Origin of the sequence: Nocardia sp. CA-145437 (assembly GCF_050956485.1) — a bacterium.
Lineage (GTDB): Bacteria > Actinomycetota > Actinomycetes > Mycobacteriales > Mycobacteriaceae > Nocardia.
Window position 1 is genome coordinate 1,688,842 of the sequence record NZ_CP191204.1, and the last position, 25,075, is coordinate 1,713,916.

18 protein-coding genes and 1 tRNA gene are annotated in these 25,075 nt (G+C 70.4%); 8 read left to right on the forward strand and 11 right to left on the reverse strand.

Annotated features, from left to right (window positions below):
- Nucleotides 1–4: 4 nt before the first annotated feature.
- Both ACQPYY_RS07330 and ACQPYY_RS07335 read right to left on the reverse strand, forming a co-directional pair.
- Nucleotides 5–1,495: an FAD-binding oxidoreductase gene (locus ACQPYY_RS07330; protein ID WP_433593188.1), complete on the reverse strand. Its 1,491-nt coding sequence runs from the start codon at nt 1,493–1,495 to the stop codon at nt 5–7.
- A 47-nt stretch (nt 1,496–1,542) separates the two neighbouring features.
- The gene (locus ACQPYY_RS07335) at nt 1,543–3,597 is read right to left on the reverse strand and encodes an AfsR/SARP family transcriptional regulator (protein ID WP_433593189.1); all 2,055 of its coding nucleotides are present in this window, start codon (nt 3,595–3,597) and stop codon (nt 1,543–1,545) included.
- Between the two features lie 437 nt (nt 3,598–4,034).
- On the opposite strand from ACQPYY_RS07335, the gene ACQPYY_RS07340 reads away from it, so the two are divergent.
- Together ACQPYY_RS07340 and ACQPYY_RS07345 are read left to right on the forward strand one after the other, a co-directional pair.
- A complete protein-coding gene (locus ACQPYY_RS07340) occupies nt 4,035–7,364 on the forward strand; it encodes a BTAD domain-containing putative transcriptional regulator (RefSeq protein ID WP_433593190.1) in 3,330 nt (1,109 codons plus the stop codon).
- Between the two features lie 75 nt (nt 7,365–7,439).
- The gene (locus ACQPYY_RS07345) at nt 7,440–7,874 is read left to right on the forward strand and encodes a TIGR03667 family PPOX class F420-dependent oxidoreductase (protein WP_357284353.1); all 435 of its coding nucleotides are present in this window, start codon (nt 7,440–7,442) and stop codon (nt 7,872–7,874) included.
- Nucleotides 7,875–7,937: 63 nt separating this feature from the next.
- Here ACQPYY_RS07345 and ACQPYY_RS07350 read toward each other — a convergent pair whose 3' ends face one another.
- Nucleotides 7,938–13,409 (reverse strand): carboxyl transferase domain-containing protein, encoded by a 5,472-nt coding sequence (locus ACQPYY_RS07350; protein WP_433593191.1) that lies wholly within the window; start codon nt 13,407–13,409, stop codon nt 7,938–7,940.
- Nucleotides 13,410–13,574: 165 nt separating this feature from the next.
- Here ACQPYY_RS07350 and ACQPYY_RS07355 point away from each other — a divergent pair, with 165 nt between their 5' ends.
- The gene (locus tag ACQPYY_RS07355) at nt 13,575–13,868 is read left to right on the forward strand and encodes a hypothetical protein (RefSeq protein ID WP_379100899.1); all 294 of its coding nucleotides are present in this window, start codon (nt 13,575–13,577) and stop codon (nt 13,866–13,868) included.
- Between the two features lie 50 nt (nt 13,869–13,918).
- Here ACQPYY_RS07355 and ACQPYY_RS07360 read toward each other — a convergent pair whose 3' ends face one another.
- Nucleotides 13,919–15,385: a PLP-dependent aminotransferase family protein gene (locus tag ACQPYY_RS07360; protein ID WP_433593192.1), complete on the reverse strand. Its 1,467-nt coding sequence runs from the start codon at nt 15,383–15,385 to the stop codon at nt 13,919–13,921.
- A 28-nt stretch (nt 15,386–15,413) separates the two neighbouring features.
- Between ACQPYY_RS07360 and ACQPYY_RS07365 the strand changes: the two genes are divergently transcribed.
- Both ACQPYY_RS07365 and ACQPYY_RS07370 read left to right on the forward strand, forming a co-directional pair.
- Nucleotides 15,414–15,899, forward strand: a complete 486-nt coding sequence (locus ACQPYY_RS07365; RefSeq protein WP_379100905.1) for a carboxymuconolactone decarboxylase family protein — start codon at nt 15,414–15,416, stop codon at nt 15,897–15,899.
- A gap of 42 nt (nt 15,900–15,941) precedes the next feature.
- Entirely contained in the window at nt 15,942–16,169 is a 228-nt protein-coding gene (locus ACQPYY_RS07370; protein WP_357284367.1) for a SelT/SelW/SelH family protein, read from the forward strand.
- 50 nt (nt 16,170–16,219) lie between these two features.
- Here ACQPYY_RS07370 and ACQPYY_RS07375 read toward each other — a convergent pair.
- Nucleotides 16,220–16,295: transfer RNA gene (locus tag ACQPYY_RS07375), tRNA-Lys, on the reverse strand.
- 218 nt (nt 16,296–16,513) lie between these two features.
- Between ACQPYY_RS07375 and ACQPYY_RS07380 the strand changes: the two genes are divergently transcribed.
- Nucleotides 16,514–17,722 carry a L,D-transpeptidase gene (locus ACQPYY_RS07380; protein ID WP_433593193.1) on the forward strand — a complete coding sequence of 403 codons (1,209 nt, stop codon included), beginning with the start codon at nt 16,514–16,516 and terminating at the stop codon, nt 17,720–17,722.
- Between the two features lie 82 nt (nt 17,723–17,804).
- Here the strand turns inward: ACQPYY_RS07380 and ACQPYY_RS07385 are convergent, their stop codons facing one another.
- From ACQPYY_RS07385 to ACQPYY_RS07395, 3 genes are all read right to left on the reverse strand, one after another.
- A complete protein-coding gene (locus tag ACQPYY_RS07385) occupies nt 17,805–18,224 on the reverse strand; it encodes a hypothetical protein (RefSeq protein WP_379100914.1) in 420 nt (139 codons plus the stop codon).
- Between the two features lie 115 nt (nt 18,225–18,339).
- Complete coding sequence (locus ACQPYY_RS07390; protein ID WP_433593194.1) at nt 18,340–18,987, reverse strand: cyclase family protein; 648 nt, start codon at nt 18,985–18,987, stop codon at nt 18,340–18,342.
- Nucleotide 18,988: 1 nt separating this feature from the next.
- Nucleotides 18,989–19,828 carry a class I SAM-dependent methyltransferase gene (locus tag ACQPYY_RS07395; RefSeq protein ID WP_433593195.1) on the reverse strand — a complete coding sequence of 280 codons (840 nt, stop codon included), beginning with the start codon at nt 19,826–19,828 and terminating at the stop codon, nt 18,989–18,991.
- 85 nt (nt 19,829–19,913) lie between these two features.
- Here ACQPYY_RS07395 and ACQPYY_RS07400 point away from each other — a divergent pair, with 85 nt between their 5' ends.
- On the forward strand, nt 19,914–20,342 hold the full coding sequence (locus tag ACQPYY_RS07400; RefSeq protein WP_433593196.1) for a helix-turn-helix domain-containing protein: 429 nt from the start codon (nt 19,914–19,916) through the stop codon (nt 20,340–20,342).
- A gap of 17 nt (nt 20,343–20,359) precedes the next feature.
- Here the strand turns inward: ACQPYY_RS07400 and bla are convergent, their stop codons facing one another.
- Complete coding sequence (bla, locus tag ACQPYY_RS07405; protein ID WP_433593197.1) at nt 20,360–21,268, reverse strand: class A beta-lactamase; 909 nt, start codon at nt 21,266–21,268, stop codon at nt 20,360–20,362.
- Between the two features lie 47 nt (nt 21,269–21,315).
- Nucleotides 21,316–23,094 (reverse strand): penicillin-binding transpeptidase domain-containing protein, encoded by a 1,779-nt coding sequence (locus tag ACQPYY_RS07410; protein ID WP_433593198.1) that lies wholly within the window; start codon nt 23,092–23,094, stop codon nt 21,316–21,318.
- Nucleotides 23,095–23,248: 154 nt separating this feature from the next.
- Between ACQPYY_RS07410 and ACQPYY_RS07415 the strand changes: the two genes are divergently transcribed.
- Nucleotides 23,249–24,154, forward strand: coding sequence for a serine hydrolase (locus ACQPYY_RS07415; RefSeq protein ID WP_433593199.1), 906 nt, complete (start codon nt 23,249–23,251; stop codon nt 24,152–24,154).
- On the opposite strand, the gene ACQPYY_RS07420 is transcribed toward ACQPYY_RS07415, so the two are convergent.
- Nucleotides 24,103–25,056, reverse strand: coding sequence for a LysR substrate-binding domain-containing protein (locus ACQPYY_RS07420; protein ID WP_433593200.1), 954 nt, complete (start codon nt 25,054–25,056; stop codon nt 24,103–24,105). The genes ACQPYY_RS07415 and ACQPYY_RS07420 overlap by 52 nt on opposite strands.
- Nucleotides 25,057–25,075: the final 19 nt, after the last annotated feature.

Below are 25,075 nucleotides of genomic sequence, written 5' to 3' on the forward strand. Positions count from 1 at the left end.
TTTTTCATGCCCGGATGGACAGACCGTGCGAGAACACCTCGCGCGGATCCCATTTCGCCTTCGCGGCCCGCAAGGCCGGGTAGTTGTCCTTGAAGTACAGGCGGTGCCACGGCACGCCCGAGTCGTTCAGGGCCGGGTCGGCCAGATCGGCGTCGGCGTAGTTGATGAAGCAGCCGTCGGTCACCTCACCCGGCACCGGCACGCCACCGGTCGCCGCGTACACGTCGGCATAGCATTCCCGGATCCAGCGATCGTGCCGCTCGTCCTCCGACGGATCCGTCCACAGGGTCACGTACAGCATCTTGATGATCGAATCCCGTTGCGCCGCCGCGGTCGCGCCCGACTCCACCGCGTTGATCCGGCCGCCGTAGCTGACCAGGGCCACCATGGCGTACGGGTGCGGGTAGTCCTCGCGGGTCAGCTGCCGGTACAGCGCGTCCAGCTGCGGCTCGGGCAGCGACCGGCGCATGTAGGTGGACTTCACCTTCCAGCGCGCCACCGCGGCCTCCACGAAGCCGAACCACTCCTTCACCGCGTAGAACCACGGCACCCGGCTGCGGTCGTTGACCGTGTAGGTCGCGCCCGTGCCCTCGGCCATCGCGGCCAGAAACGCGTCCATGGTCTGCTCGGCGTCGGGCTCGTCGGCGTCGATCTGGGTGCTCATCCGGAACGAACCCGCGGACCGGTGCTGGAGCTTGAGCTGGCTGTACAGGCTCAGATGCGCGGACTCCGGACCCGAGTGGCGTTCGTGCCACGCCCCGAAATTGCTGACCAGGCGCGCGAATCCGGCCTCGTCCAGGTCGTCCCACGACCACGAGACGTCGGAGACGATGAGCTCGGCGGGCGGGGCGGGCAGCAGGCGCGCCGGGTCGTCGCCCGCGGCCTCGGGGGAGCGGAACCAATACCGGGTCACGATGCCGAAATTGCCGCCGCCCGCGCCGGTGTGCGCCCACCACAGGTCGCGGTTCGGGTCGTCGGTCTCACGGGTCGCGACGACCGGACGCACCCGGCCGTCGGAGCCGACCACCACCACCTCCACGGCGTACAGGTGATCGACGATCAGCCCGTGCAGCCGCGACAGCGCGCCGTAACCGCCGCCGGCCACATGCCCGCCCGCGCCGACCGTCGGGCAGGTGCCGCCGGGCAGCGTGACGCCCCAGCGCTTGTAGAGCGTCGAATAGACCCGGCCCAGGGTCGCGCCCGCGCCGACCGAGAACGCGCCCATCCGCGCGTCGAAATACACGGCGTCCAAGGCGGATACGTCGATGACGGCCCGCACCTTGCCATTGGCGGTGAAGTCCTCGTCGCAGTGGCCGCCGCTGCGCACCACCACGCGCAGCTCGTCGTCGACCGCCTGCTGCAGGGCCTCGACGACCTGCTCGGTGTTCAGGGCCAGGCGGATGTAGTCGGGTGTGCCCACCCATCGGGTATTGGAACCGGAGATCAGTCCGCGATAGCGCGCGTCGTCCGGGCGGATCAACAGCGATTCGGTCATCAGGTCACTTCCTCGTCGAGTGTGGTTGCCGCGGAGGGCAGGTCGGATCAGCTGGCGGCGAAGGCCGCCGGATGCCGGTCGGCGGTGGCGGTGAGCAGCGCGGCCGGACGCCGCCGCTGGGCGGGCCGGCGGCCGGGCCGCAGATCGGAGGTGATGAGCGTGGACTCGCGGGTGCCCGCGATGCGCGCGAAGCGGCCGTGCGCCAGCGAACCCTCACCGGTGAGCACCACCAGCAGCGGCGCGCACTCGGCACTGTCGAGCAGGGTCTCGAGGAAGTCCAGATTGGCGTGGTCGGCCAGATGGGCGTCCTCGAAGATCAGGGTCATCGGACCCAGACCCGCTTTGGCGCACAGCAATTCGGTCCAGGCGGTGAGCATCTGCCGGACCCGAGCCGGATCGTCGGATGGGGTTCCGGTGGCGAGCGGGTACAGGGCCTCGGCCAGCTTGCGCGCCGCCACCGGCGGACGCAGCGGATGATCCGCCGCCTCGGCCAGCCGCGCCGCGATGCTCGCGGGCGCGTCACCCACCTGGAAACCGCAGGCGGCGGCCAGCATGGCGCGATGGGTGTCGAGCCGATCCCCGTCACCGAACCGGGCGCACAGGATCAGCTCGGCATCGCTCTGCGCGCGCACGGTGGAGCGGAACGCGCGCGCCACCCGCCGGGCGCTGGTCGCGGCCGGAGCCACCACCGCCACCAGGTGCGAGGCCGCCCGCTGCTGGACCCGCTCGCGCAGACCCAGCAGCATCCGCACATCCGGATCGGTCTCGGCGGCGGAACCGTTCGTGGCCTCCAGGCCTGCCGCGTACCAGTGCCCGGTCGGGCGCTGCCGATAGCGGATCACGGTCTCCGACTCGCGACGGGTGCGATCGCAGACGGTCACCGAGCCGGTGGGCGCGTCGAGCAGCAGCCGGTCGCATTCGTCGAACAGGTCGGCGTAGCGGTTCGAGGTGCGCAGGTCGGAATACGCCCGGGGGACACGGCCTTCGGCGTCACCGGTCACGACCGCGGCCCGGAATCGCGGCTCCAGGCGCGCCCCGAATTCGGTGCGCGCCCCGGTGATCCACTCGTGCGGCCGGATCGCGGCGGCCACCACCTCGGCCACCTCGCACGGCTCCGGGAAGGCCGTCATCACCGTGGAGCCGATGACGCCGACCACCGTGCCGCCCAACGACTCCGCGGTCGCCCGGATCGCCGGAAGATAGCGTTCGCCCATGGTCGGGTTGTCCTCGGACGCGTCCGCCCCACCCGCCTCGATCCGGACCGACAGCACCGTGGAACGGGTCACCCGGTCGGCCGGGGCGACCACCACCACCGGCTCGGGCCGCACGGGTTCGGCGTCCGGCAGCAGCAGCGACGGGCTCTGATTCAGGATGGCCTGCTGCAATGTCTGCAGCTCCGAACCCGGTTCCAGCCCGTAGTTCTCGATCAGGGCATTGCGCCAGGCGGTGTAGACGGCCAGCGCGTCCGAGGGGCGGCGGCCGCGGTAGAGCGCCAGCATGAGCTGTCCGCAGGACCGTTCCCGCAGTTGCCCGGAATCGGCCAGCGCGCTGAGCGCGTCCACCACCCGGGCGTGGTTGCCGCGTGCCAGCTCGATCTCGAACAGATCCTCCGACACCGACATCCGGGCGTCCGCGGCGGCGGCGAGCTCGGGCCAGTCGACCCCGTGCTCGGTGAGATCGGACAGCGGTGAACCGCGCCACAGCGACAGCGATTCGGTCAGGCGAGCGGCGGCGGTGTCCAGGTCCGCGGCCACGGCCGCGGCGCGGCCGCTGTCGGCCAGGCGATAGAAGCGATGCAGGTCGATGAGGTCGGTGTCGACCTCGAGCACATACCCCGGCGGGCGCCGGATCAGCGCGACCGGTCCACTGTTGTCCTCCGGGAACAGATTTCGCAACGACCACACCGCGTTGTGCAGGATCTTGCGGGCCGAGGTGGGCATGGTTTCGGTGGGCCACAGGGCGTCCAGCAGTCGGCTGGCCGGGACGACGGTATTGGGATGCAGAAGTAGGTACGCGAGGGTTGCCCGCTGTTTCACGCCACCGAGTCGCAATGGCTGGTTCTGGTGCCGGACCTCGAGCGGTCCGAGAAGGCTGAACAACACGATATCCCCTGGTACTTTGGTCCCTGACGGTGCTGAATCACGGACGTCCGGTTTCCGGACGCACACGGCGCCAACGAATTTCGTCGGTCGGCGGGGTGCGCGGCGGAACGGCAGGGGTCCTGGGACACTGGCGGAACCCTGTTGTCCGAGCGCCTACGGCAATGGAGGCGCTGGTGCGGTGTCGATCTCGGCCTCGGAGTCCTCCCCAGGCCCGATCGGCCGGACCTGACCGGCGCGCATTAACGCCGATCGTGACACGCGCGACATGAACAATCGGGGCCCTGGCGGCGATCCCTTCCCTCGTCGTCGTGGCCTTGGTCGATCGTTCGGGACCATTCTGTCGGAAGGTCCTTCGGGTTCGCTTCGGGCCCACTTCCGCAGGGGCCGTGAGGGTTTCCGATCACATGATTGAAAAGTGAATTAGATAGGATCGGATCGTGCAGTTCGCGGTATTGGGGTCGTTGGAGGTCGCTACGGATCTGGGCGACCCGGTGTCGATACCGGAGTCGCTGGTGCGGGCGCTGCTCGCCGATCTCATCGCCCATGTGGGGGTCCCGGTCTCCACCGACCGGCTGATCGAGGATCTGTGGCCCGAATCCCCGCCCACCAATCCGACCCGATCGTTGCACACCAAGGTTTCTCAGCTCCGCCGGGCCCTCGAACAGGCCGAGCCGGGCGGCCGAGAACACATCGTCACCACCCCCGCCGGCTACCTGTTCCGGGTCGAACCGCACCGGCTGGACTCCACCCGATTCCTGGACCTCGTTGCGCGCGCCCAGCATTCGACCGACCTGCGGGCGCGGGCCGACCTGCTGCGCGAGGCCCTCGCGCTGTGGCGCGGACCCGCCTTCGCCGACTTCATCGACCTGCCCTTCGGCGAGGAGAGCTCCGCCTCGCTGAACGAGACCCGCATCGCCGCGCGCAGCGAACTCGTCGAAGCCCGCCTCGAACTCGGCGAACACCGCACGCTCATCGCCGAGATCAACGAACTGGTCCGCGAACACCCGCTGCGGGAACGCCTGCGGTCCATCCAGATGCGCGCGCTCTACCGCTCCGGCCGCGCCGCCGACGCCCTCGACAGCTTCAACGAACTGCGCGCCCTGCTCGCCGAGACCCGCGGCGCCGACCCCAGCCGCGAACTCGTCGACCTGCACCGCGCCATCCTCGAACAGCGCGCCGACCTGCAACCCGAACCGGTCCTGGTGGCGGGCCGCACCTTCGGGCACAACCTGCCCTCCCCGCCCAACGCGCTGATCGGTCGGGACGCGGCCGTGCACGAGGTGCGGGCCGACACCGCCTCGGATCGGCTCGTCACCCTGGTGGGACCCGGCGGCGTCGGGAAGTCCCGGCTCGCCCTGGCGGTCGCGCACAGCCTGATCGACAGCTTCGTGGACGGCATCTGGCTGGTCGAATTCGACGCCCTGGACCGCTCACACGGGCCGGAAGTGCTGGCGGACGCGGTGCTCTCGGTGCTGACCATAGACGTCAACGCGCCACCCGGGTCCGGCGGCAAGTCCCTGTCGCCGGGCCTCAACTCGGTGGACCGGGTGGTGGCGTTCCTGCGGGCGCGCCGCGCCCTGCTGGTGCTCGACAACTGCGAGCACGTCGTCGACGCGGCGGCCCACCTGGTGGAAGCGATCCTCGCCGAATCGGCGAACTGCCGGATCCTGGCGACCAGCCGCGCACCCCTGGCCGTCCGCGGGGAGCGGATCACCGCCGTCGAACCCCTGGACCTGCCGCCCGCCGACACCACCGGACCCGAATCGCTCGCCACCGCCAGCGCGGTCCAGCTCTTCGCCGCGCGGGCGCCCGGCCTGCGGGTCGACGCATCCAATATTCACGACATCATCGCCATCTGCCGTCGCCTCGACGGCATCCCGCTCGCCATCGAACTCGCCGCGACCAAGGTACGTGTACTCGGGGTGCACGAACTGCTCGTCCAGCTCGACCGCCGCTTCCAGGTGCTCGAAGGCGGCTTCCGCGACTCCCCGGACCGGCACCGCACGCTGCGCGCCGCCATCGACTGGAGCTGGGCGCCGCTCTCGCGCGTCGAACGGAATGTGCTGTGCTGGCTGGCCGTTCACGCCGAGGACTGCTCGCTGACGGCCACCCGCGCCCTCATCCGCGATCCGGGCGAGGACGGTGAGATCCTCGCCGTGCTCACCCGGCTGGTCGACCAGTCCCTGGTGGTCATGCAGGAATCGCGGCACGGCCCGCGCTACCGGCTGCTGGAATCGATCGCGGCCTACTGCGTCGAATACCTCGAGGCCACCGGCACCCTGCTGGAACTGCGGCTGCGGCACGCCATGCACTACGCCGACCGCGGCGAGCACGCCAGCGCCGAACTGCACGGGCCCGACCAGCGCCGCTGGCTCGAACAGCTCGACGTGGAATCGCCCAACATCCGCAAGGCCGCCGACTTCGCCATCGTGTGCCGCAACGCCCGCCTCGCCATGCGACTGGTCAACTCGCTGATCTGGTTCGGCTTCCTGCGCGGACGGCTCATCGAGGCGCACCGCTACCTGTCCGCGGTCAGCGCCATGGCCGGGCAGCTCCGGCCGGTCGAACGCGCGACCATCCTGCGCTGGCGGGCGGGCATGGCCCTGCTCATCGGGGAGGCCGGCCAGCTGGTCAGCCCCTCGCCCGCCCTCGACGGCGACGAGACCGACACCGAACTGCGGGCGCTCGCGCGCAGCGAATGGTTTCTCGGCTACGCCCAGTGGTATTCGGGCGCGCTGCCCGAGAGTCAGGACCGCGTCGGCCGGGCCCTGGCCGCCTTCCGGACTCTCGACGACAACTGGGGCATCGCGGCCTCGCTGAGCCTGCGCGCCGCCCAGAACACCGCCCGCAGCGACCTCGCCACCGTCCGCGACCACGCTCAGCTGAGCGCGGCCATCTTCGACGAGGTCGGCGACCGCTGGGGCCGGCTCAAGGCCATCGAGGCGCTGGCGGTGCTCGCCGAATTCGAGGGCCGCTACGACGAGGCCAACGACCTGCACTACGAGGGACTGCAGATCGTGGAGGAACTCGGGCTCTGGACCGAGACCTCCCACAAACTCGCGCTGCTCGGCCGAATCGCCTTGCTGCGCGGCGAATTCCGGACCGCCGACGAGCTCCATCACCGGGCCATGCGGCTCGCGGTGAGCCACGCCAACCGGCTGGGGGAGGGGTTCGCCGAGATCGGGCTGGGCCTGAGCGCGCGGCGGCAGGGCCGGTTGGAGGACGCCGAGAAGCACCTCAACCGGTGGCTGGGCTGGCTCGCCGCCATCGAGGCGCACAACGGGGTCGCGCTGGTGCTGGCCGAACTCGGCTTCATCGCCGAACTGCGCGGCGACGCCGACGCCGCCCGCACCCTGCACACCGAGAGCCTGTCGGCCGCCTCCGTCGCCGGTGACATCCGCGCCGTCGCGCTGGCCGTCGAGGGGCTGGCCGGGGCCGCGGCGATGATCGAGGACTACGAGCGGGCCGCCCGCCTGCTCGGCGCGGCGACCAAGGCGCGGGCCTCCACCGGCGCGCCCCTGGCCAGCGGCGAACGCATGGACGTCGACCGCATCACCGCCCGGGCACGCACCGCGCTCGGCCCCGAACGGTTCGCCGCCGAATTCGACCGCGAGGGCGCCATCACCGACACCGGCCATGGCGTCTCGGTGGCCGAGTTCGCCCGCATCACCACCGACCAGCAGACCCGGCAGGTCATCGACGAGGCGGTGGCCGAGGCCATACTGCTCAGCGACGGCACCGGACTGTGGCCCGAAAAGATCGTCTGAAACGCGGAATGCGCACGGACAGTGGGGCGTTGACCGTCATGGATCGAACCGACCCACACCTCGCAAGGAGACCGCATGTCCGCTTCCTCGCCGCTCATCGACACCGACACCGAATTCGGTGCCCTGGTCACCAAACGTCTGGCGGAGGATGGCATTGTCTGGCTGACCACCGTGAGCCCCAGCGGTACGCCGCAACCCAACCCGGTCTGGTTCCAGTGGGCCAACGGTGAGTTCCTGATCTTCACCCAGCCCGGCACGCCCAAGCTCCGCAATATCGCCGCCGACCCGCGGGTGTCGCTGAACCTCAACAGCACCGCCAGCGGCGGCCAGGTCGTGGTCTTCAACGGCCCCGCCCGCGTCGACACCACCGAGCCGACCCCCGCCGAACTCGACGCCTACGTCGAGAAGTACGCCAAGGGCCTGGTCGAGATCGGCATGACCCGCGAAGAGTTCTTCGCCGACTACTCCGTCCCGGTCCGCATCACCCCGGACCGCCTGCGCGGTTTCTGAGCTTCCCCACCGAACGAGAACGCCCCGGCAGTCGGACTGCCGGGGCGTTTCGTGTGCTGTCGATCAGCGGCGGGCGAGCCCGGCCTCGATGGCGGCGATGATGCGCGGGCGCATCTCGACGGTGCTGATGATGGCGTCCACCGAACCCACCTCGACGGCGCGCTGGATGTTGTGCACGCGGTCGAACTCCGCGGCCACCTCACCCAGCTTCTCCGCCCGCACCGAGAAGCGCAGTTCGTCGCGCTCCGCGGTCAGGGTGGCGCGGTCGGTGCCGGAGGCGTTCGCCGCGCGCAGCTCGAAGTCGCGCACCCGCGGGTCGGCCTCGGTGCGCGCGCTGACCTCGCCCGAGAACACGACCGCCGCGGCGGGGGCGCCGCCCAGCACGGAGGCGAACGAGCCCTCCAGCGCCAGCACGGTCATGCTCGGGTTCAGGGTCTTCGAGAACACCACGAAGGCGCCACCGTGGTAGCGGGAGATCACGCAGAACACGATCGGGCCGTCGAAATTGACGATGGCACGGCCGATCTCGGCGCCGTACTCCAGCTGCACCTTGCGCATCGACTCCGGCGAACCGTCGAAGCCGGACAGGTTGGCCAGCACCACCAGCGGACGGTTGCCGCTGGCCGCGTTGATCGCCCGCGCCGCCTTCTTCGATGACTGCGGGAAAAGCGTTCCCGCCGTGTAGGTGTCGGGTCCGTCGGTCGCGGGGAAGCCGCGCCGCCCCACGCTCTTGGACTCGATACCCAACAGGCACACCGGGATTCCGCCCAGACGCGCGTCGAAGACGACCGAGGTCTCGGCGTCGGCCATGCCCGCCCACCGCTCCAGCACCTCGTGGTCCTGGTCGGCCAGCGCCCGCATCACGGTGCGAATGTCGAACGGCTTCTTGCGATCCGGATTCGCGGCGGCGGAGAAGATCTCCCCGACGGTCGCGAAATCGCTGCCCTCCAGCAGGTGCGGGAAGTCGGAGACATCGCGGTCGACCGGGTCGGCGGTCTTGCCGCGCCGCGGGCCGTCCTCGCCGGGCACCACGTACGAGAAGTCGTAGTGCGCCATCAGGATGTCCCGCGCGGCAAGCAGATTCGGCGCCCAGTACTGGGCCTGGCCGTTGGGGCCCATCACGCGGTCGTAGCCGCCGATGCCGAAGTTGTCCTCGGCCGAGACCGCGCCGGAGAAGTCCAGCGCCTGCTTGCCGGTCAGCACCATCGCCGACTCCGGCGTCATCACCAGGATGCCCTTGGTGTGCATGAGCATGGTCGCCTCGGCGTTCCAGTACGGCTGCGCACCGACATTGATGCCGTTGACCACGATATTGATCTCGCCGCCGGCCTGGGTGAACTCGACGATCCGCTTGAGCGCGGCCGCCACCCAGTCCATGTTCTCGGTGCCCGACTTCATCGAGATGCGGGCGCCCGAGGACAGCGCGTACCACTCCAGCGGCACCCGCAGCGACTCGGCCAGATCGATGGCCGCGATCACCCGGCGGCACTCCGGCTCCGACAACGCGCCCAGCGACTTCGTCGGATCGCCCAGCAGGGCGACACGCATGACACCGGCCGGATGCTGCGGGGTCGGGGTGGTGACCACACCGGCCACCAGCGCCGCGCTGTTGCGGCCCTTGGGCCGGTCCACCGGCACCAGGGTGTTCGAGGCGTCCAGGTCGTACTCACTGAAATCGCCCAGCAGGCCGGTCAATTCGTACGGGTAGACGGTGTTGCGGCTACCCGCGCGCAGCACCTTCTGCCGGTACTCGTCGAGCGGCTCGACCGCGTCGTCGGTGCGCTCACCGACACTCACCTGGACACCGCCGGTCGCGTCGAAGGAGACGCGCACCGCGATCTTCTCCAGCTGACCGGTCTGCGGATCACGCTGCCGGGCGATGAGCAGGATCTCCTCGAGGCCCGCGCCCGCCGTCATCGGCAGCACGTGCCCGGCGATCACCGTCTCCAGCTCGCTGCGGGTCACATCGACCACCGGCCAGATGTACATGACGATCCGGTTGGTGTTGAACCGCTTGTTCGACGGCCGCTGCGCCTGGGCGCGGCGGATGGAGTCGAGGCAGGTGGCGATGGTGCTCTCCGCGGTCGGCAGCACCAGCAGGCGGCCGTCGTGCTCGCGCAGCGCGGCCAGGTCGCGCACCTGCGCGAACGCGATGAGACGGTCGTCGGCCGGATTCTCCTTGGCCACCGCGCGGAACAGGTACACCTCTTCGTCGTCCGAGGACGGCAGGCGGGTGAGGTCGAACTTGCGCAGCCGGCGCATCTGCATGCGCTGGGCGATGTACGGGTGCAGACCGCGGATCAGCCGCTCCTCCGACATCCCCGTGGTCGCGGGCCGGAAGGTGAAGTGGTGGTGCATGACCGCGCCGCCGCTGCCCGCCACCGTGCAGGTGATCCGGTGCACCTGACTCGGAAGCGGCTGTCCGGCAAGCGCTTCCTGCAGCGCCACCGCCATCGCCTCGAAGTCCTCCGGCTGCTTCTCCCAGCTGAGGTAGATGTCGGCCTCGACGGACGAGGAATCACGCGCCACCTCGGCCAGCCCGCGCAGCACGGTGGCGAGCGCGTCGAAGCTCACCGCCGCCGACACCAGGTTCACGCCCCGGCGCTCGGCGATGACGAAACGCTGCCCGTTCGACTCCTCGGTCCGCACATCGGTGAGGTCCTTGTTGCCGTAGTAGCGCCGCGTCAGCACCTCCAGCATGGCGGTGTTGTCGGTGCTGCCGCGGACCAGACGCTGACCCAGCAGGCGCACCAGCGGCTCGGTCGCCCGCACCATGTCCGCGATGCGGTCGGTGCGCTCGGCCGTATCCGGCTGGGCGTCCAGGAAACTCAGGTGCTTGCGCACGGTGGTGTACACCCGGGCGCGGTTGCGGCGCAGCAGCGGGTGGGCGTACCAGGCGTACGCCACACCACGCGCGAGGTCGGCCAGACCCGGGAAGCGGAACTGCGTCGCGGTCACCAGCCGTTCCAGCGCCAGACCGGCGGGCTCGCGCAGCGCGCGGTCCGGCACCGGCTCGCTCAGCCACTCGCGCAGCAGCGCGGTGATGACGGTGACCGTTCCGGCCGGCCGCTGCTGGGCCAGGAAGATGCGGAAGACCGCCGCCTCCAGGTCGGACGAGCGATCCAGCTCGGCGACACCGTAGTGCGCGAACGCCGCGCTCAGATCGGCCCGATACGACTCGGGCAGCCCGGCCCGCTCCACATCGAGGCTCTGCATATAGGTGTGGAAGAACTCGCGGGCGCTGTGCACGTGGCCCTGCGAGCCGTTGTCCTCCCAGGACCGGTTGTGGCTCAGCTCGGCCAGATCCGCGAAGACCTGCACCAGCTCGACTTCCTCGGCCAGCGGACGGCGGAGGTCGGCGACGGCCGCCCGGCGCACGGCCAGGTAGTCGTCGAGCACCCGCTGCTCGTCGTGCGGGTCCACGTCGAAGCCGAGCAGCAGGCTGCGCAGATCCTGCAGGCTGCGGGCCAGGCCCTCGTGCGGCAGGACCGGCGCGGGCGCGCCCGGCAGATCCAGCTCGACCGTGGCGGCCGGAGCGGCGTTCTCGGTCTCGGCGTCATCGGCGATCGGCTCCAGCCGCAGCAGCGGGGCGCCGGTCTCCACCTGGGAGCCGACCGCGACCGCGCTCTCCTTGAGCCGGGCCCGGAACGGCGCGCGCAGCACGGTTTCCATCTTCATGGACTCCAGCACCAGCACGGGCGCGCCCGCCTCGACCTCGTCGCCGACGGCCAGCGGGGTGGCGACCACCAGCGCGGGGGCGGGGGAGCGGACCACGCCGCCCTCGTCGCGGCTGATCCGGTGCGTCACGCCCTCGATGTCGACCAGGGTGACTGGTCCGTGGGTGCCGGTGACGACCCGGAAACGGCTGCCGTTCACCACGATCTGGCCGGTGTGCCGGTCGAAACGCTCCAGATCCACATCGGCCGAACGCATATCGCCGCCGGCTTCGATCCCGATCCGGAAGCGGTGCGCGCCGATCCGCGCGACCCGCACCCGGTAGGCGGCGCCGCGCAGCTTCAGGTCGTGCGGGCGGCCGCTCTCGTGCTGCACCTGCGGCCGGCCACCGGCCGCGGTGGACAGCAGGCGCTCCCGCTCGGCCCGCTCTTCCTCCTCGTAGGCGTCGATGGCGGCCACGGCCACCGCGATCGCCGAGTGCCGGTGCGAGACCAGGCGGCCCTGCGCGCGGACGCGGTCGATCCAGCCGGTGTCGGCGCTGCCGTCGATCACCTCGGGCTGCTCGAGCAGGTCGAGCACGAAACTCTTGTTGGTGGAACCGCCCTCGATGACCACGCGGGTCTGCGACATGGCGCGGCGCAGGCGGCCCAGCGCCTCGTCGCGGTCGCGGCCGTAGGCGATGATCTTGGCGATCATGGAGTCGAAGTCGGCGGGGATCGTATCGCCCTCGCTGACACCGGTATCCACGCGAATGCCGGGTCCGGCGGGCAGATCCAGGCGGGCGATCCGGCCCGGGGCGGGCGCGAAGTCGCGGTCGGGGTCCTCGGCATTGAGCCGGGCCTCGATGGCGTGGCCGCGCTCGGCGGGCGGCTGACCCTCGAGCTTGCCGCCGGAGGCCACGTGCAGCTGCGCGCGCACCAGGTCGAATCCGGTGGTGTACTCGGTGATCGGGTGCTCGACCTGCAGACGGGTATTGACCTCGAGGAACGCGAACAGTTCGTCGCCCGGGTGGTACAGGAACTCGACCGTCGCCGCGCCGCGGTAACCCACCGCGATCGCCAGCCGCTCGGCCGAGGCCTTCAGCTCGGCGGCCTGCTCGGGACGCAGCACCGGCGAGGCCGACTCCTCGATGACCTTCTGGTTGCGCCGCTGCACCGAGCAGTCGCGCACGCCCAGCGCCCACGCGGTGCCCTGACCGTCGGCGATCACCTGCACCTCGACGTGGCGGGCGCCGGTGACCAGACGCTCCAGGAACACCACGCCGCTGCCGAAGGCGCGCGCGGCCTCCTGCCGGGTCCGCTCGTAGGCGTCGACCAGCTCGTCGGGGGTGGTGATCATGCGGATACCGCGACCACCACCGCCGGCGGTGGCCTTCAACATCAGCGGATAGCCGATGTCCTCGGCCGCGGCCAGCGCGGCCTCGACGGTCTCGACGCCGCCGCGGCTCCACGGCGCGACGGGCACGCCGACCTCCTCGGCGATCAGCTTCGCGCCGATCTTGTCACCGAGCTTGCGCATGGCGTCGGGGCTGGGACCGATGAAGGTCACCCCGATCTGCTCGCACAGCTCGGCGAAGGCCGGATCCTCGGCCACGAAACCCCAACCGACCCACGCCGAATCGGCGTTGGTCGCCTTGAGCGCCTGCTCGAGCGCCTTCAGATCCAGGTACGGGCGCGCCGCGGCGGGCCCGAGGTCGTAGGCGATATCGGCCTCACGGACGAAGGTCGCGTTGCGATCCACATCGGTGTGCAGCGCGATCGTCTGGATCTGCAGGCCGGTCTCGGCCGCCAGATCCCGCACAGCGTGAATGAGGCGTACCGCGGCTTCACCGCGGTTCACAATGGCAATACGGCTGAACACCCGTCAGCTCCTTTATGTTGCGAAGGCCCGGTCGGGCAGCGTTTGGACTGCCGGTCACCGGTAGTGTGCACGTCTGTTGCTCTCGATACCACCGCGGTAGGGGGTTACTCGTACGTATCGTGGGCAAAGCGTCATCTGAGGCCGTGACTGTGGGAGGCGATCCGAGTGTCCGACATCCTCGACGTACTGCACTCGCGCTGGGCGGAATCCGCGGCGGAGGCCATCCTGACCGGCGAGGAACACCCGACGCTGACCCTCACCACCCACGAGGTGGTGGACCTGATCGCCCAACTCGCCGCCCTACGCCACGCGGTCGACAGCGCCGCCGCATCCTTCGAACGGATCCGCGTGGCGCTGAACCAGCACACCGCGCACCCTGAAGCCCAGGCCCGCCAGGCCGCCAGCATCGCGCGGCATGCCGCCGACACCCTGGCCCGCCGTGACCGGGACGTCGCCTGAACCGGAGTCGTGCTCCCGAACCGGCGTCGTGAGGCCATACGGCCCCGCGGTCATCGCGGGTTCGAAGTCCACGACAGCGCGCGCACCAGGGCGTCGAGCGCGGCCGGGTAGGCGCTCTCGGACGGCGCCGCGAATCCCACGACGAGGCCCTGCGGCCGATCGGGCCGCGCCTCGTGGGAGAGCCACATTCCGGACAGTCCCTCGAGCGCCAGGCCGTACTCGCGTGCGCGGGACAGGACCTCGGCCTCGGTCAGGCCGGCGGGCTCGAGCCGGATCAGCGCGTGCAGTCCCGCGGCGATCCCGGACAGGGCGAAACCCGTCAGCGGTCGGCCCGCCCGGGGTTTCAGACGATCGGCGAGCAGATCGCGGCGGCGGCGATAGCGCAGCCGCGAGGCGCGGATGTGCCGGTCGTAGGCGTGTGAGGTGATCAGCTCGGCCAGCGTCAGCTGCCCGAGCGTCTCGGAGTGGTGGTCGGCCAGGCGCTTGGCCTCGGCGACCGGGCCGACCAGGTGCGGCGGGAGCACCATCCAGGCCAGGCGCAGTCCCGGGCCGAGCGTCTTGGACGCCGTGCCGAGGTAGACCACGTGGTCCGGCGCGATGCCCTGGATCGCGCCGACCGGTTGCCGGTCGTAGCGGAATTCGCCGTCATAGTCGTCCTCGATGACCAGCCGTCCGGCCCGAGCCCAGTCGGCGAGGTAGTGCCGTCGCGCCGGGCTCAGCGTCGAACCGATCGGGAACTGGTGACTCGGCGTGACGACCGCGGCTGTGACGCCGTCGAATTCGCCCGTGCCGAGCAGGTTCACACGCGCGCCGTCGCCGTCGACCGGCAGCGGCCGCACGACGGGCCCGGCGGCTCGCATCGTGTCGCGGAACGACGGAATGTAGGGGTCCTCCATGGCGATGGCGGTGGTGCCGGATGCGGTCAGCACCGTGCCGATCAGCGCCAACGCCTGCTGGACGCCGGTGGTGACGATGATCCGGTCCGGTGTGGCCCGCACGCCGCGGGTGCGGCCCAGATAGTCGGCCAGCGCGGATCGCAGTTCGATCCGCCCGCACGGATCGCCGTATCCGAACGCGTCCGCCGGTGCCGCGCCGAGGGCCTTGCGGGCCGCGCCCAGCCAGGCGGTGGTGGGAAAGCGGCTGATGTCGGGACTGCCCGCGCGCAGATTATGGCGTGGCGCAGCGGGTTTCGGGCTGCCGACGATGGGCGGAGTGACCGGGCCCGGGGTGGCGACAGCCTCGGCGACGCGCGTGCCCGAGCCTTGCCGCGCGATCAACAGCCCCTCCGCGATCAGCTGGTCGTACGCCGCGCTGACCGTCCCGCGCGAGAGCCCGAGTTCGACGGCCAGGGTTCGGCTCGGCGGCAGGCGCTCCCCGGCGGCGAGACGGCCGTCCCGGATCGCCTCGCGCAATGCCTGCTCCACGCCGACCCGCCGCCCCGACCCCGGCTCGACGAGCAGATGCAGATCCAGACCAGAATTGGACCAGGAATTTGCCGTCGGATTGGCTCCTAACATTGGACCATTATCGGCCTACCGTGGAAGCATGACAACGAAAACCAGCGCATACGTCCAGCCGACCACCCGCCTCGCCATCGACGACCTGACCCCCGAGATCGCCAAGGCCATGAACGGCCTCGAGCGTGCCGCGCAACGGTCGTCGCTGGAGAAGCCGCTGCGCGAACTGGTGAAGCTGCGCGTCGCCCAGATCAACGGCTGCGTCTACTGCGTCGACATGCACTCCCGCGACGCGGTGGCCGCCGGGGACACCGCGCGCCGGGTGAATCTGGTCGCGGTGTGGCGCGAGGCCCCCTTCTTCACCCCGCGCGAGCGCGCCGCCTTCGACCTCGCCGAGGCCATGACCCGAATCGCCGACAGCGAGGTCGGCGACGCCGTCTGGCAGGAGGCCGCGGCCCGATTCTCCGAATCGGAACTCGCCGAACTGGTCTGGCACATCGCGATCATCAACACCTGGACCCGGCTGGGCGCGACCACCCGCGCCTGGACCCTCCCCGGCGACGAGAACGACTGAACCCCAACCCGATCCGACACCCGCACCGTGAGGAGCCCGACCATGCCCGCCGTCGTCATCACCTACTGCAAGCCCTGCGGCTACCTGAAGCGCGCCCGCGCCGCCGCCGACGCCCTCGACACCGAGCTCGGTATCGCACCGGAACTGGTCCCGGGCTCGGGTGGTGTGTACCGCGTCACGGTGGACGGCCAGACCGTGGCCACCAAGACCCGCCAGGGTTTCCCCACCCCGGAGGACATCGTCAAAGCCGTTGCCGAGCACGGGAAGTAGCCGAAAACGAACGAAGCCCCTGACCGGATTGCCTGGTCAGGGGCTTCGTATGGTGCGCCATCAGGGACTCGAACCCCGAACCCGCTGATTAAGAGTCAGCTGCTCTGCCAATTGAGCTAATGGCGCGTGTTACTCCGCCGGGGGCCTCGGTCTTGCGCTCCGGGCTCTCTGCGGTGCGGATAGAACATTAACAGGGATGGTTGCGGAAAGTGAAATCGCCCCTCTGAGCTGGTGGTTTTTCGAGTTGTTGAGGGTTGTTAACACGACGGGCGCGATCTCGGATGTTGTGGAGGAAGCCTTTGGAGGGTGGCCGGCCGCGCGCCGAGACGTGAAGTGGGGTTGCGATGGGTGAGTGGCGAGGCGGACGGCGGACCGGGAAGCTGTTGGGGGCCGGGGTTCTGCTGTCCGTGGTGGCGTTGGCTCTGGTCGGGTGTTCCTCCGGCGCCGGCGGCCAGAAGTCCTCGGTGGCAATCGATTCCAACCCGATCAGCGAACTGATGAAGCCGAAGCTGATCTCCCCGGTGAAGGACGGCGACAAGGGCGTGGCGCCCGGCGAGCTGAACCTGAAGGTGGAGGACGGCAAGTTCACCGCTGTCGTGCTGAGCAATCCGGACGGCAAGCCGGTGCCGGGTGAACTCGCCGCCGACGGCCGCTCGTGGAAGTTGGCCGAGCAGCTGGGATTCGGGCGCACCTACAAGCTGGCGGTCGAGGCCATCGGCCTGGGCGGGGCGACCACCTCGGTGATGAGTTTCACCACGATCTCCCCGAACAACCGCACCCACCCGTATCTGCTGCCCGCCGAGAACGACGTGGTCGGCATCGGTCAGCCGGTGGCGGTGCAGTTCGACGAGAACATTCCGGACCGCAAGGCCGCCCAGAACGCGATCAAGATCACCACGACCCCGGCGGTCGAGGGCGCGTTCTACTGGGTCAACAATCGCGAGGTGCGCTGGCGGCCGCAGAACTTCTGGACCCCGGGCACCAAGGTCGACATCGCGGTCAACGCCTACGGCCACGATCTGGGCGGCGGCCTGGTCGGTGACAGCGACATCCACTCCAGCTTCACCATCGGCGACGCCACCGTCTTCACCTCGGACGACAACACCAAGATCGTCACCGTGGAACGCAACGGCCAGGTGATCAAGACCATGCCCACCTCCATGGGCAAGGACTCCACCCCCACCGACAACGGCGTCTACATCGTGGGCGACAAGTTCGACCGCATCATCATGGACTCCTCCACCTACGGCGTCGCGGTGAACTCGCCCAACGGCTACAAGACGCCTGTGGACTGGGCGACCCGGATCTCGTACTCGGGCATCTTCTTCCACTCGGCCCCGTGGTCGGTGGGTGCGCAGGGCTATTCGAACACCAGCCACGGCTGCCTCAACCTCAGCCCGGCCGACGCCAAATGGGTCTACGACAACGTCAAACGCGGTGACATCACGATCGTGAGGAACACCGTCGGCGGCACCCTGTCCGGTGTTGACGGGCTGGGCGACTGGAACATCCCGTGGGAGCAGTGGAAGGCGGGCAACGCCGACCGCGGCTGACCTACGGCGTCGAAGACACGGCAGAAGGGGCATCAGCAGTGCGCTGATGCCCCTTCGACCATGCTCGACGGGTGGCTGAGAATCAGCCGATGGTGCCCGGACCGTTGGGGCCGCAGCCGAGGGCGGCGAGGCCGGACAGCGCCGAGGCGGTGCCCATGACGGTGCAGGTGCCCGGTTCGGCGGAGTTGGTGTTCGACGAGCCGACCGCCCCGCCCAGCTTGAAGCCGGAGGATCCGGTCACCAAGGCCTCGATCGGGCTCTTCGGCGCGGGGTCCTTGCTGGTGGGGCAGGGGGTGGTGGTCGTGGCCGTCGCGGGGCCCGCGGTGACGGTGCAGCCCGGCGTGGTGTCCGGAGTGGTGGTGCCCGGCGTCGTCGTGGTCGGCGACGTGGTCGACGGAGTCGTCGTCGTGGTGTCGATGAGGGCGATCTCCGCCATGGCGGCGGGCGCGGCGGGCAGCAGTGCCGCAACGGCTAGCAAAGTGGTTACGGCGTAACGGTTCACGTGCGAAAATCCTTCGGATCGAGCGTGGTCGGGGCCCCGACTCCCCAGATGGTCCTGAGCAGTCTACGAAGATCGCGTGACCTGCGCCGCAAAATGCGACACACTGACGTTTCTCTCACATTCCGACGCGCGCCACCGCCCGCACCGGAGCCCCGTCCGCCCCGGGCAGTCGCAAGGGGAACAACGACACTTCCACCCGCTGACCGGCCTCCTGTGCCGCCAGCACCGCCGCCAGGCAGGTCAGATTCTCCGCGATCACCGCGTGCGCCCCGCACAGGATCCGATGCACCGGAATCTCCTCGGCCGGGGTCGGGTCCACGCTGAGCGCGTCGACGCCGACCGTCCGCACCCCGGCCGCGACCAGATACTCGGCGGCCGCCACCGTCAGATGCGGATGGTTCAGGTACTCGTGCGTGCCCCAGTGCTCCGACCAGCCGGTCGCCACCAGCACGATCACGCCGGCCGCCACCCGCCCCTCGAAGTACTCGCGCCCGATCGACCCGCCCGCGCCCGCGGCCCGCGCGTCCACCACCACGGCCGGTCCGGTGAACCGCTCCAGCGGCAGCTCGTCGAGGGCGGGCAGGGCGTCGTCGATGTGCCGGGGCGCGTCCACGTGCGTGCCCGTCTGCGAACCCATGTCCAGGTGCAGCACATTGACGCCGTCGGCGGCCACGGTCAGCGCGGGCCGCACACTCACCTCGGGATCGCCCGGGTAGACGGGCATTCCGGATCGGATCGGCACCGAGAGATCGAGGATGCGCATGTCAGCCGTGCTCCGGGGCGGTGGCGCGCAGCAGCCAGCAGGCGGCGGTGAAGTGGGCCGCGCCGTCGTGGACGAAGGGTTCGAAGGCGGCGCGGACGACCTCGACGACCTTCGCGCGGGTCGCCTCGTCGGCCTCGAGCAGCGCCAAGCCGACCGGTCCCAATCGGGAGACGTAGCCGGTGAGCTCGGATTCGGGCAGCGCACAGTCGGCGTCGACTGGAGTGATGTCGATATCGGTCCAGCCGGCGTCGGCCAGGATCCCGGCCACCCGGTCGCGGTCGGCGAACCCGAATTGCCCTGGGGCGTCCGGGATTCGGGGCCCGAGATCGGGGAGCAGCGGGGCGGCCGCGTCTTCCGCGGTGGTGAAGAACGGGTTGTCGGCGGCGGCTCGCCACACGACACAGGCCAGCCGTCCGCCGGACCGGGTGGCGTGGCGCAGATTGGCGAACGCGGCCACCGGGTCGGCGAAGAACATCACCCCGAAGCGGGACATGACGAGGTCGTAGACCGCGGGGTCGAAGGTGTGGGTCTGGGCGTCGGCGCACACGAAATCCACCGGGAGGCCCGCCAGTTCGGCATTGGCGCGGGCCGCCTCGAGCATCGGCTCGGCGATGTCGACGCCCGTGCAGCGCGCGCCCGTCGCGCGGGCCACGGCCAGGGTGGTGCCGCCGGTGCCGCAGCCGACATCCAGCACCCGCCGGGCGCCGTCGATGCGGGCGGTCTCGACCAGCAGGTCCTCGAGCGGCCGCAGCACCCGGCCGATCAGGTCCTGGAAGTCGACCCAGGCAGTGCCGGAGGTGGCCCAGCGGTCGGATTGATCCTTGTCGAGCGGTGTCGTCATGATCGCTGTCCTTCATCGGGGAACGGACGGAGAACTACACTGTCTCAATTCAAGCCGACTTGAGGTCAAGTTCGAGGTAACCCCGATGACCAGCCTGGATATCGCCGAGGTGGTGCGCCGCACCGGCGTCCCCGCCTCGACCCTGCGCTACTACGAGGAACGCGGCCTGATCGCGTCCACCGGCCGGCGCGGCCTGCGCCGCCAGTTCGACAGTTCGGTGCTCGAACAGCTGGCCCTCATCTCGCTGGGCCGCACCGCCGGATTCTCCCTCGACGACATCGTGCTGGTCTTCGGCCCGCAGGGCGAACTCCGGGTGGATCGGGCCCTGCTCACCGGCAAGGCCGACGAATTGGACCGCACCATCACGCAAATGACCGCGGTGCGGGACGGCCTCCGGCATGCCGCCGCCTGTCCGGCCCCGAGTCACGCCGAATGCCCGAGCTTCCGGCGCATCCTGCTGGGCGTGATGGCGGGCGAGATCGACGTCACCGAGGCGATGGGCGGACCGAAATGACTGCGTGACAGGTCATTTCAGCGCACGGCGCGCACGGCCTCCTTGGTGAGCGCGGCCACCAGCGGATTGTCGTAGGCCGCGTCCTTGTCCGGTTTGGCGGTGAGCACCACGATCACCAGCGGCGCGGACCCGTCGGCGGGCCAGGTGACGGCGGCGTCGTTGGCGGTGCCGTAGTCGCCGGACCCGGTCTTGTCGCCGGTCTTCCAGTCCGCGGGCAGTCCGGCGCGGATGCGGGCGTCGCCGGTGGTGTTGGCGAGCAGCCACGCGGTCAGCTGCTTGCGTTCCGGCTCGGCGAGGGTATTGCCGACGACCAGCTTTCGATAGTCGCCGGCCAGGGCGGCCGGGGTCGTGGTGTCGCGCTCGTCGCCCGGGATATCGGTGTTGAGGTCGGGTTCCCAGCGGTCGCTGCGTGTCTTGCCGTCGCCGAGCAACCGCAGGAACTGGGTCAATCCCTGTGGGCCGCCGAGCAATTCGAGCAGCTGATTGCCCGCGGTGTTGTCGCTGCGGGTGATGGCGGCGTCACAGAGTTCGCTCACCGACATACCCGTGTCCACCCGGGTGCTGGTGACCGGTGAACCCGTCACCACCTTGTCCGCGGCGAAATGGATGACCTGGTCGAAGAATCCGCTGTCGAGGGGATGCATCTTCAGGAGCGCGCCGCAGGCCAGGCCCTTGAACGTGGAGTTGAAGGTGAAGCGTTCGTCCTGCCGGTAGCCGACGGTCTTGCCGGTGCCGGTGTCGATCACGAAGACGCCTGCCCGCGCGCCGTGCTGCTCTTCGAGGGTCCGCAGGGCGGCAGGGCTCGGCGCGGCCGTGGTGGCCGGTTCGTCCTGGGTGGCCTCGCCTTTCGAGTCGGTGCCGCACGCCGCGAACAGCGGCGTGAGCACGAGTAGTGATGCCAGGGCGCGGTATTTCAGGGTCGGCAAAACAAGCCTTTCCATCGGTTTCGAGCGGTGTGGGGTGTTGCTGCTGGTCAGCGCGGGGCACGCAGCATGCGGCCCGCGGCCTGCACGGCCGGGTCGGAACTGCCGGCGTCGCTGATGAAGACGGCGAAGGCCAGATCGCCGTCGATGCCGACGAACCAGCCGTGCGCGTGCTTGTCGTCGATGTATTCGGCGGTGCCGGTCTTGCCGAGCAGGCCGGGGATGTCGCGCAGGGCGGTGGCGGTGCCGCCGGTGATGGTCTCGCGCATCATGGATTTCACCTGATCGGCGATGCCGGGCGGCAGGGCCGGCGGCTGCCGGTCGGGCTTGCCGGGCTGCCCCTGCACGATCGTCGGCGGCTTGACCGACCCCTGGGCGAGGGACGCGGCCAGCAGTGCCATGCCGAACGGTGACGCGGTCACCTTGCCCTGCCCGATGCCCTCCTCCACCCGCAGGGCGGGCGTGTCGGCGGTGGGCACCTTGCCGGTAACGGTGGTCAATCCCGGTGTCACGTAGTCGATGCCGAGTCCGAGCTGGGCGGCGGCATTGGTCAGCCCATCCGGCGGCAGCTGCACGGCCAGCCGGCCCATGGTGGTGTTGCAGGACCGCGCGAACGCGGTGTGCAGCGGCACCTGGCCGAGGTCGAAGTTGTTGTCGTTGGGGATCTCCCGGCCCTCGATGTTCTCCTTGCCGGGGCAGGCGACGGTGATGTCCGGGGTGACCTGACCGGCCTGGAGCGCGGCCGACACGGTGACGGTCTTGAAGGTGGAGCCCGGCGGATACAGCCCGGTCAACCCGATCGGGCCCTGCGCGTCGGCGGGCGCGTTCTGCGCCATGGCCAGCACGTCACCGGTGGAGGGCCGCAGCGCCACGATGGCCGCCGGGGTGGTGATCGGGGCCAGCGCCGCCTCGGCGGCCCGTTGCAGGCCGACGTCGAGGGTGGTGCGAATATCGGTGACCGGCTGGGGATCCGGGCCGCCGACCCGCTGTGTGCCGTCGCTGCCCTGGGCGCGGACCGCCCATCCGGCGGCGGCGTCGGCCCGCTGCTGCCACAGATCCGACAGACCCGAGAAGGTCGGTGAGGCCAGCGCCTTGTCGACGGCCAATAGTCGCGTCTGCTGCGCGGTCGTCACGTTCGCCAGCGTGGTGAGCGCGGATTGGACGGTGGCGTAATCGGATTCGCGGAGGGTGACCGCGGTGACCGGCTTCCCCTGCGCCGCGGCCAGATCCGCCTGCAGGCTCGCGGCCGTGACATCGGGCGCGACGGGTTGCAGCGCCGCCGCGACGGCCGCGGGGTCCGCGCCGGGCGCGACGTTCACCAGTGTCACCACCTGCTGGGTGAGCAGCGGTCCGCCGGCGCTGTCCAGGATCTTGGCCGGGTCGGGGTAGGCGACGGCGTAGGACAGCGGGCCGATGTTCAGGCCGGGCGCGATGGTGGCCGGGTCCCAGCGGATCTTCCAGTCACCGCCGGAGCGTTCGGCGCGGCCCGCGGTGGTGTAGGTCCACTCGTTCGTGCCGTCCTTGCCCAGCTTCCAGGTGGCGGAGAGGGTGAAGGTGCCGCCGTCGTCGGTCTTCTCGACCTTGCTCGCCTCGAAACGCACCTGTTTGCCGAGGTTGTCGTACAGCGTTCCCAGGGCGGTCGAGGCGGTGGCCGGATCGCTGGTGGCGGTCGCGGCGGCCGGGACGTCGTCGCGGGTCAGCGCGGCGGCGAAGGCATCGACCGTCTTGGACAATCCGGACGTGGGATCGGATCCCGAGCACGCGGTCGCCGCCACCAGTACGGCCGCGACACAGATACCGGTGCTTGCCCTCCTGCTGAAAGCTGCCATGACAGCCACCCCAACACGGATCACCACCCGGTGTCCAAGACCAACACGGGCGAGAACCGATAAGCGTTTCCTTATCGTCGCAGCGCAAGGCCCACGGGATCGCGAAGTCGCGGGCGATTGACGGCCCGATCCGATCGCCGGGAATGCTGGGGGAGTGGAAGCGATCTTCGGGACGGCCGGTGTCGAAGGCCGCGTGCACGCCCGCTGTCTCGACTGCGACGGCGAATTCGGCTGGGCCGCCGACGAACCGGTGGTGCTGTCCTCGGTCGTGAAGGTGCCGCTGGTGCTGGAGTTCGCGCGGCAGGTCGCGGCCGGGCAGCTCGATCCCGTCGACCGGGTGCGCGCCACGGCCGCCGACCGGCTGGGCGGGGTGGGGTCGGCGGGCTGCCACGACGACGTCGAGTACAGCCTGCGCGATGCCGCCTACTTCGCGCTCACGGTCTCCGACAACACCGCCGCGGACCTGCTGTTCGACCGCGTCGGGGTCGACAACGTCCGCTCCCTGGTCCGCGAACTCGGGCTCGCCGACACCCGGGTGATGGGGTCGATCCGCGACATCCTGTACCTGATGGCCGAGGACATCGGCGCGCGTGACCTGCTCGAATTCGCCCGGCGCTATCCCGAATCCAGTCCCGAGGAGGTGTTCGGCAGCCGGGCGGTGGATCCGCTGCGCACCACGGCCGGGACCGCCCGGGACATGACGCGCATGCTGGCGCTCATCGGCCGCGACCTGGCGGGCCCGCCCGAGGCGTGCCGGTTCGTGCGAGATCTCATGCGGCAGCAGGTGTACGGGCACCGGTTGCCGTCGGCGTTCCCGCCCGAGACCGGCATCTGGTCCAAGACCGGGACGCTGCCGGGTATCCGCAACGAGATCGGGGTCGTCGAGTATCCGGATGGAAGCCGTTACGCCGTAGCGGTTTTCACGGTGTCACACAATCTGGCGGGACGGCAGCCCGTGGTGGACCGGGCGATCGGGACGGCCGCGCTGACGGCCATCGAGCGCATCGATCACTGCCTGCCCGCGACCACATCCCACGGGCGGCGCTGCGGCGCGTCCTGAAGCGGGGCCGGGGGCGCCACGCCGTCGCCCCGCACCACCGACACGATGAGCTCGGCGAATTCCCGCACCAGCGGATGCGGGGCGGCGGCGGGCCAGGTCAGAGCGAGTCGCCAGCTCAGCGTGCCCTCCGGCAGCGGCCGCCACACCACCCGCGGCTCCTTCTGCGCCACCCGGCCGGTGTCGAAGGCGACGCCGCGGCCCGACAGCACCATGCCGAGCACGAACTCCGGATTGACCGCGTGTTGCACCGAGGTGGGGTGGAAGCCGTGTTCCCAGCAGGTGCGCAGGGTGGCGTCGTAGAGGCCGGGGGCGGCGGCGCGCGGGAAGATCACCAGGCCGTGTCCGCTCAGGTCGGCCAGGGTGAGTGAAGTCCGTTGGGCCAGTGGGGAATCCCGGGGCAGCACCACGCCGAGCGGGGTCTCCACGGCCGGACCGGATTCGAGGCCGGGCGTCTCCGCCGGACATTGCAGCAGGCCCGCGTCCAGTTCCCGCTCGCCCAGCAGGCGGACCTGTTCGGCGGTGGTCAGCTCCTGCAGGTCCACCCGCACCTGGCGGTTCTCGAACGCGGTCAGCATGGCGGCGAGCACCCGGCCCGCCAGTTCGGGCGGCACGCCGACCCGCAGCGCGTCGACCTCGCCGCGGTGGGCCTTGTCGACCAGCGATTTCGCGCGTTCCCATCGGGCGATCAGGTCCCGTGCCTCGACCAGCAGGATCTGCCCGGCCTCGGTGAGCTCCACGCGGCGGCTGTCGCGGTCGAGCAGCCGCGCGCCGAGCTCGCTCTCCAGCTTGCGGATGCGCTGGCTCAGCGCGGGCTGAGCGATCCGCAGCCGCTCGGCCGCGCGGCCGAAGTGCAACTCCTCGGCGACGGCGATGAAGTAGCGCAGCTGACGCAGCGGGTCCATCCCGTCGACGATATAGGTT